General features: G+C 70.1%; 1 protein-coding gene. It reads right to left on the bottom strand.

Annotation, left to right across the window (positions count from 1 at the left end; genetic code table 11):
- Positions 1–30 precede the first annotated feature (30 nt).
- Positions 31–819 (bottom strand): ABC transporter permease, encoded by a 789-nt coding sequence (locus tag ACSNOD_RS31495; protein WP_436770489.1) that lies wholly within the window; start codon positions 817–819, stop codon positions 31–33.
- Positions 820–870 lie beyond the last annotated feature (51 nt).

The following is an 870-nucleotide window of genomic DNA, read 5'->3' as shown; positions in this document are numbered from 1 at the left end:
GGGGAGGGGCGGCCCGGGCGAGGGGGCGGACTACCGCGTGGTGGCGCGGTTGAAGGCCGCGCGCGCCCAGAGGTAGCCGACCAGGGCGAAGCCGGCGCACCAGGCGAGGGCGACGATCGCGTTGTCGCCGATCTCCGTGCCCAGCAGCAGGCCGCGCAGGGTCTCGTTGATGGGCGTGAAGGGCTGGTACTCGGCGAACCAGCGCAGCCCGGTCGGCATCGAGTCGGTGGTGACGACGGCGGAGCCGAGGAAGGGCAGGAACGTCAGCGGCATGGGGGCGTTGCTGGCGGCCTCGACGGTCTTGGCCCTCATGCCCATGGCGGCGGAGAGCCAGCTCAGCCCGAAGGCGAGCAGCAGCAGGAGGCCGACGACGGCGAGCCACTCGACGGGCGTGGCGTTCGGCCGGAAGCCGATGAGCAGGGCGATGCCGACGACCAGGGCCAGCACGATCAGGACCTGGATCATGTTGCCGGCCACGTGCCCGGTCAGCACGGAGCCGCGGGAGATCGACATGGTGCGGAAGCGGTTGACGATGCCCTCGGTCATGTCCGTGCACACCGACACCGCCGTGGAGATGGTGCAGGAGGTCACGGCCATGAGGATGATGCCGGGGGTGACGTAGTTCGTGTAGTCCGCCCGGCCGTCCTCGACGCCGATCCCGCTGCCGAGCGCGCCGCCGAAGACGAACACGAAGAGCAGCAGCATCAGGACCGGCATGGCGGCGATCATGACCGTCATGGACGGATAGCGCCGCTGGTGCTTGAGGTTGCGACGCAGCATCGTCATCGCGTCGCGTGCGGCGTACGAGGGGGTGCTCATCGGGCGCTGTCCTTCGAGAAGTTCGGGGAGTCCGCGGGGTTCGGGGGGGTC

Source organism: Streptomyces sp. URMC 123 (assembly GCF_051386515.1).
Classification (GTDB): Bacteria; Actinomycetota; Actinomycetes; order Streptomycetales; family Streptomycetaceae; genus Streptomyces.
This window is presented reverse-complemented; position numbering and strand designations above follow the sequence as displayed.